This window comes from [Clostridium] symbiosum ATCC 14940, assembly GCF_000466485.1.
In the GTDB taxonomy this organism is placed as follows: Bacteria; Bacillota; Clostridia; order Lachnospirales; family Lachnospiraceae; genus Otoolea; species Otoolea symbiosa.
On the sequence record NZ_KE992898.1, the window covers coordinates 1 to 7,466 of the forward strand.

The 7,466-nt window shown below is 49.7% G+C and carries 5 protein-coding genes; all 5 read right to left on the reverse strand.

Going from position 1 to position 7,466, the window contains the following annotated elements; translation table 11 throughout:
* Window positions 1-219: 219 nt before the first annotated feature.
* The gene (locus CLOSYM_RS09945) at window positions 220-3,984 is read right to left on the reverse strand and encodes a phosphoribosylformylglycinamidine synthase (protein WP_021642038.1); all 3,765 of its coding nucleotides are present in this window, start codon (window positions 3,982-3,984) and stop codon (window positions 220-222) included.
* Between the two features lie 142 nt (window positions 3,985-4,126).
* Window positions 4,127-4,765, reverse strand: coding sequence for a histidine phosphatase family protein (locus CLOSYM_RS09950; protein WP_003510661.1), 639 nt, complete (start codon window positions 4,763-4,765; stop codon window positions 4,127-4,129).
* A 13-nt stretch (window positions 4,766-4,778) separates the two neighbouring features.
* The gene (locus CLOSYM_RS09955) at window positions 4,779-5,357 is read right to left on the reverse strand and encodes a sigma-70 domain-containing protein (RefSeq protein WP_044902336.1); all 579 of its coding nucleotides are present in this window, start codon (window positions 5,355-5,357) and stop codon (window positions 4,779-4,781) included.
* 29 nt (window positions 5,358-5,386) lie between these two features.
* The gene (locus tag CLOSYM_RS09960; protein ID WP_003510671.1) at window positions 5,387-6,325 is read right to left on the reverse strand and encodes a M14 family metallopeptidase; all 939 of its coding nucleotides are present in this window, start codon (window positions 6,323-6,325) and stop codon (window positions 5,387-5,389) included.
* Window positions 6,322-7,260: a M14 family metallopeptidase gene (locus CLOSYM_RS09965; protein ID WP_021642040.1), complete on the reverse strand. Its 939-nt coding sequence runs from the start codon at window positions 7,258-7,260 to the stop codon at window positions 6,322-6,324. The genes CLOSYM_RS09960 and CLOSYM_RS09965 overlap by 4 nt, the downstream gene beginning before the upstream one ends.
* Window positions 7,261-7,466: the final 206 nt, after the last annotated feature.

Here is a 7,466-nt window from a genome sequence, read left to right on the forward strand (position 1 = left end):
GACGCGTCCTCCCAACCTCAGTTAAATCTCCATCTAATCGAAAATGAGCGAAATGAAGACCGTTTAAATTCTTCCGGTCTCCATTCCGCTCATTTAAAATATACAATTTCATATAAACATCAAGTATAAATATATCTGCGGCAGGGTACGCCCCCGGGACGAAAGACTCGTATACACACCGCACTGTCCGCCGGCCGTACCGGCGGCGTCCTCACCTGCTTATTTAAAATATTTCACACCGGATTCAAATATCTTCATATCCTGCTCACCGTAAATATTCACAGCCACACCGTCGCCGCGTCTCTCCGAATGGCCCATCTTACCATAGATGCGGCCATCCATGCTGGTAATACCCTCAATTGCCATATATGAGCCGTTCGGATTCCATTCTTCGTCCATCGTCGGATTACCGGCCGGATCGACATACTGGGTTGCTACCTGCCCGTTTGCATAAAGTGTATTGATCCACTCATCACTTGCCACAAAACGGCCCTCACCATGTGAAAGCGGGTTCACATAGACGCCTCCCAGCTCTGCTTCCCGGAGCCAGGGGGATTTATTCGATACAACCTTCAGATATGCCATTTTGGAAATATGGCGGCCGATGTTGTTCATCGTCAGTGTCGGTGAATCGGCCTTCTGCGGCTCAATTTTTTCACCCGGGAGAAGTCCGAGTTTAAGCAGAGCCTGGAATCCGTTGCAAACACCTAAAATCAGTCCGTCTCTTTCCCCCAGCAGCTTCTCCATCTCCTCCTGCATCACTGCATTCCTGAATACGGTTGCAAAGAATTTAGCGGAACCGTCCGGCTCGTCGCCGGCGGAGAAACCGCCCGGGAACATTATAATCTGGGAACGGCTGATTGCCTTCCTGTATTCCTCGATGGAATCACGGATATCGGAAGCTCCCCTGTTACAAAAGACTTTGACAATCACATCGGCGCCTGCGCGTTCAAACGCCTTGGTACTGTCGTATTCGCAGTTTGTACCCGGCATAACCGGTATAAATACTGTTGGTTTTGCCACTTTATTCTTACAGATATGGATGGAATCCGTCTTAAACAGTTCATTCCTTACCTCTGTCTGTTGAATACCTGAACAGGTCGGGAATACCTTTTCGAGTGTGTTAGTCCAGGCATTCAGGGCTTCTTCCATCGTGATTACGGTATTGCCATATTCAAATGTCTCTTTATCCGTCACTTCACCGATCACCGTATAGGAAATGGACAGTTCACCCACTTTTCCGTCCGGCACTTCGCAGACGATATTACCCCAGCCCGGCGCGAAGAAGTCCCGAGAATCTACATTATGCTCAATTCTGACACCAAGTTTATTGCCAAATGCCATTTTGCTGACTGCCTCGGCGGCTCCGTGTCCCTCCACCGCATAAGCGGAAATAATCTTCCCTGCTTCCATATCTTTATAGAGCTTGTCATAGCCGTCCATCACCTGGCTGTATACAGGAAGATCATACTGATCCTTCTCTATTGTGAAAAGTACAATCTTGCTTCCGGCTTTCTTAAACTCGGGTGAAACCACATGCTGCTTGTCGGATATATCAACGGCAAAGGATACCAGTGTCGGCGGTACATTGATTTCGCCGTGTTCCTCGTCGTTAAAGGTGCCTGACATGCTGTCCTTTCCTCCGATGGAAGGAAGGCCGAAGCCAATCTGCGCATTATAAGCACCCAGCAATGCGGAGAATGGGGTTCCCCAGCGTTTCGGATCCTCTGTCATGCGCTTAAAGTACTCCTGGAACGTGAAACGGATCTTCTTGTAGTCCCCGCCGCCCGCGGCAATCTTAGCTACGGAGTCCAGAACTGCATAGACGGCGCCGTGGTATGGGCTCCAGCTGGAGAGATACGGATCATAACCATAGCTCATCATCGTAACGGTATCACAGCTGCCCTTTTCCACCGGGAGCTTTGCTATCATTGACTGTGTCTCCGTAAGCTGGTATTTACCGCCGTAAGGCATGAATACACTTGCTGCGCCGATAGAACCGTCAAACATCTCCACAAGGCCTTTCTGGGAGCAGACATTTAAACCGGACAGCATCTTCAGCCATGTTTCTTTTACATCGCCGATTTCTTTTTTCTCAAACAAATTGCCTGTCCTGACCGGAACTTCCACAGTGACGGAAGCTTCCTGATGGGCTCCGTTTGTATCCAGAAATGCACGGCTTAAATCTACAATCGTCTTTCCTCTCCAGTTCATCACCAGTCTTGGCGACTCTGTCACTACGGCTGCCGGAACGGCCTCCAGGTTTTCTTCCGCCGCAAATGCAAGCATCTTATCTACGTCTTTCGGGTCCACCACTACAGCCATTCTTTCCTGGGATTCGGAGATCGCAATTTCCGTACCGTCCAGGCCGGCATACTTCTTCGGAACAGAATCAAGATCAATCTTAAGTCCGTCGGCCAGCTCGCCGATGGCAACCGATACGCCGCCCGCACCAAAATCGTTACATTTTTTTATTAAAGAGCTGACTTCCGGACGGCGGAACAGCCTCTGTAATTTTCTTTCTGTAGGAGGATTTCCTTTCTGTACCTCGGCTCCGCACACCTCAATGGATGCCTCCGTATGTACTTTGGAGGATCCGGTAGCTCCGCCGATTCCGTCACGGCCGGTGCGGCCTCCCATTAAAATGATTACATCGCCCGGATCTGAAGTCTCGCGGATTACATTCTTTCTGGGCGCAGCTGCCATAACGGCGCCAATCTCCATTCTCTTCGCAACATAATCAGGATGGTAAATTTCTTTTACATAGCCGGTTGCCAGGCCAATCTGATTTCCGTAGGAGCTGTAGCCGTGTGCGGCATCCGTCACAATCCGCTTCTGCGGAAGCTTGCCGTGAAGTGTCTCGGACATCGGCCTGGTGGGATCTGCCGCTCCTGTCACACGCATTGCCTGATATACATAGGTACGCCCTGACAGCGGATCACGGATGGCTCCGCCGAGACATGTGGCGGCCCCGCCAAAAGGCTCAATCTCCGTCGGATGGTTATGTGTCTCGTTCTTAAAGTTAACGAGCCACTCCTCTTCCTGTCCGTCAATGACAACAGGAACCACAATGCTGCATGCGTTAATCTCTTCCGATTCTTCCAGATCCTCGAGTTTTCCCTCTTTGCGAAGCTTTCTCATTGCCATCAGAGCCAAGTCCATCAGGCAGACAAACTTATCATCACGCCCTTTAAAGATTTCTTCCCTGTCAGCCAGATACTGACGGTAGGATGCCTCGATCGGCTCATTGTAATCACCATCCGTAAATTCCACATTCTTAAGCTCTGTCTGGAATGTGGTATGGCGGCAGTGATCAGACCAGTATGTATCGAGAACCCGGATTTCCGTAACGGACGGGTCCCTCTTCTCTTCATTTTTAAAATAATTCTGGATATGAAGGAAATCTTTAAAGGTCATAGCCAGGTTCAGGGAGCTGTAAAGCTCACCCAAGCTGTCCTCTGCAAAATCACAGAAGCCCTCAAAAATTTTAACGTCTTCAGGCTGGTCAAATACAGTAACGAGCGTGGCCGGTTTCGGATTATTATTCTCCCTGGAATCCACCGGGTTAATGCAGAGGGATTTGACGGCCTCTGCCTGCTCTTTCGTCAAGGTTCCCGAAATGACATAGGTAGTAGCCGATTTGATAACCGGATTCTCTTCCTCATTCAGAAGCTTTACACATTGTTCAGCAGAGTCTGCTCTCTGATCAAACTGCCCAGGCAGGTATTCAACGGTAAATATGGTATCTCCCTCTTCAGACGGAAAGCTTTCTTCATATACAAAGTCCACCGGCGGCTCAGAAAAAATTGTAACCAGCGCCTCTTTATAAACCTCTTCAGATACATCCTCCACATCATAACGGATTAATACGCGGACATCTGTGATTGTGCCGATCCCCAGGTAATTTTCGATCTCCTGGCGCAGTTCTTTCGCCCTTACGGCATATTCCGGTTTCTTCTCAACGAAAATTCGTCTTACACTCATTAAAGTACCTCCTAGTTTTTCTGCTGGCAATTTCTATTGACACTGCATATATTGAAAAAGACAGACGCCTTCTGTCAGTCATCTGCCTTAATCATACACAAGTTTTATAGATTAGTAAAATTAATATATCTAATATTTTTTATTAACAATACTTATTTGTTTTCCCGCTTCGGATGGCCGGTAAATGGCTGGTCCGGTTCAGCTCCAGAAGTGTGCCAAGCCCGGTGTCTTTTTCATAATCTATGACCGTGATACTGGCATTCCTGACAATAATCTCACGCTTTTCTTTCTGGTTTCTGAGAAGGTAGTCGATGAGATAGACAAGGATGCCGCCGTGGGCTACGATTACCGCATTGCCGCCCTCCGTATCCCTGAGTACCCGTTCAACCGCAGACCGGCTGCGCGCGCGGCAGGACAGCCTGCTTTCTCCTCCCGTCGGCGCTGCCGCGGCAGGATTCATCTCCCACCGCCTGTAATCATCCGGATACTTTTCTTCAATCTCCTTCCAGGTACAGCCCTCCCACAGTCCGAAATCCACTTCCTTAAGCTCCGGCAGCACAGTTACAGGCAGTCCCATTTTCCCTGCCACAATCTCCGCCGTCTGTTTGGCCCTGAGAAGGGGACTTGAAAAGAGTGCCCGAGCCTCACAATGCTCCATGGCCTTTGCCAGAAATCCGGCCTGTTCCATACCGTCCTCATTGAGCAAAACATCCGTCTTTCCCTGTATTTTTCCTTCTATGTTCCATTTTGTCTGTCCATGACGCAGTAAGTAAAATTTCATATCCCGGCTGTCCCTACTCTCCGCTGACGCTCATCGCATCCAGGGTCAGCTTCATGATATCTTTTATCTCCTGCTCCGTCATCTTCATCCGTTCGGCCAGTTCTTCCACCGTTGCCTCGCGTCCGAGTTCTTCCGCCATCCCTGCCGATATATCCTTTAAGACATTGACACGGGCCAGCATCTCCTCCTCTACCTTATATTCCGTATTCTGAAGCTCAAGAGCGTCTTCTATCATCCTTCGGATGCGTTCCTCCGACTGGCTGTCAAAATCTCCCCCCTTGTATTCCTGCGCCGTAAGAAGCAGGGCGATATTCGCCTCCTGCACCAGATCGTTCATCGACAGGCCGCGATCCCTGTATTCTTCCGCCATTCTGACCGCACGGCCCAGTTTTCCTTCCACCAGCCGTTTCACGGCCGACTGGCTTCCCGCCAGTATCTCGTCCAGCAGTCTTTCTTCCTCTTCGGGTGAACATGGGGGAACCAATTTCAGTTCTTCCAGATAAAGCTGATAGAAATCTTCTCCTGATGTAAATTCTCTTTCGTCACCGGAATCACCGACTGCTAAAAAATCCTTCAAGCTGTCATTTGCCATGTTATCTGTTTCCTTCCTCATATTCTGTGTCAGGCATGCAGCCGCCTGATTATTTTAAATACAATAGCCCTCTCCATCACCATCGGCTGTGAGTGGGCAAAAAACACAATGCCGTCCGTCGGAGCCAGAAGCCGGCTTATCACCTCTCCGCTCCCCGGCTCAATGATTGTCGCCATCAAATCACCTCTGAGGACCTCGGCCCCCGGCCAGGTCTCCCGTCTGAAGAATCCGGCCCGGTCTGTCTTTACATTCGTCAAATCCTCTTCGCGGATAACACTGGCAATATATCCGCTGTGACTGCTGTAACGGATAATCCCCATTCTTGTCAGAAAGCGCAACACGCTGGATGCGGCCTGCCTGGCCGACGGCTCATTCACCGCTTCCGTGGAGGCAGAATACACGGTAAATGCGTTCGTTCCATTCATCTGCCAGTTATAATTCAAAGTCGCCGTATCATAGGGCGTGGGTTTGCGCATTACCACATACGGCAGCCCAAAGAGATTTGCGAGGCCCGGATTGTGATATCCCGTCTCCATCATTCTCACATGTGGGACATAGTCCCCTGTCATATAGAGACTGCCAAACTGTATCCCATATCCGTAATCCTTCACTTTATCAAAAACTCCGGCAGCCAGCCTTTTTGTCGTCTCGCCGGTTGCATCCCCAGGAAAAAGCCGGTTAATATCGGAATTATCGGTAGACCAGAAATGTTTCCCGACGTTCATGGCCGGATAATTGACGGATGGGATCACCAGAATCTCATTATCCCCCACGATACCGCCGTGCAGCTCAATATCCTTGAGCAGCTTGACCAGCAGAGAACAGATGTAGAGCTGCTGTACTTCATGGCCGCGCAGCGAACCCACGATACAGGCTGCCTTCACTCCGTTTTTACCAAAACGGTATCCGTATATATTAAAATCATCCCTGTGGATGTTCTTCATAGAATAAATCAGTTCCTGTCTCATCGGCCGCCACCTCCCAGAATCCTGGCAATCAGAGAACCTCTCTCCACCATCGGGTAGGCCCTAAGTGTAAAGATTAATCCGTCGCAGGGAGCATACAGCCGCTCTTCCACAGTTCCCTCCAGCGGATTGACAATCTCGCCGATTATCTCACCCTTTTTTATATCATTCCTGTGTTTAACCTTTGGTACGAAGAGGCCTGATTTTTCCGCATTGACAAAACCGACTTCCCCGCCCAGGGAGACCACCGGCTCCTTCGGCGTAATCACCGGCCCGGCCCAGATTCCCAAATCCTTCATCAGGCAAAAGATACCGTCTACGAGCTGAAAACAGAACTTCTCCGTGATTCTCATGCCGACCCCCATCTCCACAACGAGAGTTGGGACGCCAATCATGTTCAGTGTATGGGCAAGCGTTGATTCGAGTACTGTGGACGCGTGATGCACCCAGACAAATTCCGTGTTCAGTCGTCCGGCATATTTAAGAAGGCTGCCGGAAGTGCTTTCATTAAGACGCACCTGCGGGATTTCCCTGATATAGATATTGCTTGCATGGACATCTATACACATATCGGCGCCAGCCAGGTCTTTGACAATCATCCCGGCAACCAGTTCCGCCACAGAGCCGTCGTCCGTCCCCGGGAAAATCCGGTTCATATCCACGTCAAACACAGGAAATGCCCTTGTAATCGTATCCAGCCCCAGCGGATTCAGCGCCGGATAAATCTCAACCGTTCCCTTTAAATAATGGATCTGTTCCCGGATTCTTCTGTTCAGTTCATAACAGACGTACTGTCCCTCAAGCTCATCACCGTGGGTTCCCGTCACCACACAAAACCTTTTTTCACTGCCTGTCACCTGTTCCGGAGTGATAACGTTCTTCCGGATTAAAAGTTTTTCATTTACAGGCAGCTCTAAAGAAGCTACTGTCTTTATCATCTGCGTTTTCCTCTGTATCTAAATGCTGGATCTGAAAATTCCTCTTCGGAATATTCTATCAAAAAACGGCAGGATAGTAAAGATGGAGATTTAGTTAAGCAGGTGAGGACGCCGCCGTAGGCCAGCGGACGGGGTGGTGAAGTGTGTATATGAGTCTTTCGTCCCGGGGGATGATTGTCGTGGTTTGGGACTGCGGGCGAAGATAA

What these genes read in the sequence shown, in the direction of transcription:
- CLOSYM_RS09960 (WP_003510671.1), bottom strand. Translation starts at nt 6,325, where the DNA reads ATGAGACAGGAACTGATTTATTCTATGAAGAACATCCACAGGGATGAT.
- CLOSYM_RS09950 (WP_003510661.1), bottom strand. Translation starts at nt 4,765, where the DNA reads ATGAAATTTTACTTACTGCGTCATGGACAGACAAAATGGAACATAGAA.
- CLOSYM_RS09955 (WP_044902336.1), bottom strand. Translation starts at nt 5,357, where the DNA reads ATGGCAAATGACAGCTTGAAGGATTTTTTAGCAGTCGGTGATTCCGGT.
- CLOSYM_RS09965 (WP_021642040.1), bottom strand. Translation starts at nt 7,260, where the DNA reads ATGATAAAGACAGTAGCTTCTTTAGAGCTGCCTGTAAATGAAAAACTT.
- CLOSYM_RS09945 (WP_021642038.1), bottom strand. Translation starts at nt 3,984, where the DNA reads ATGAGTGTAAGACGAATTTTCGTTGAGAAGAAACCGGAATATGCCGTA.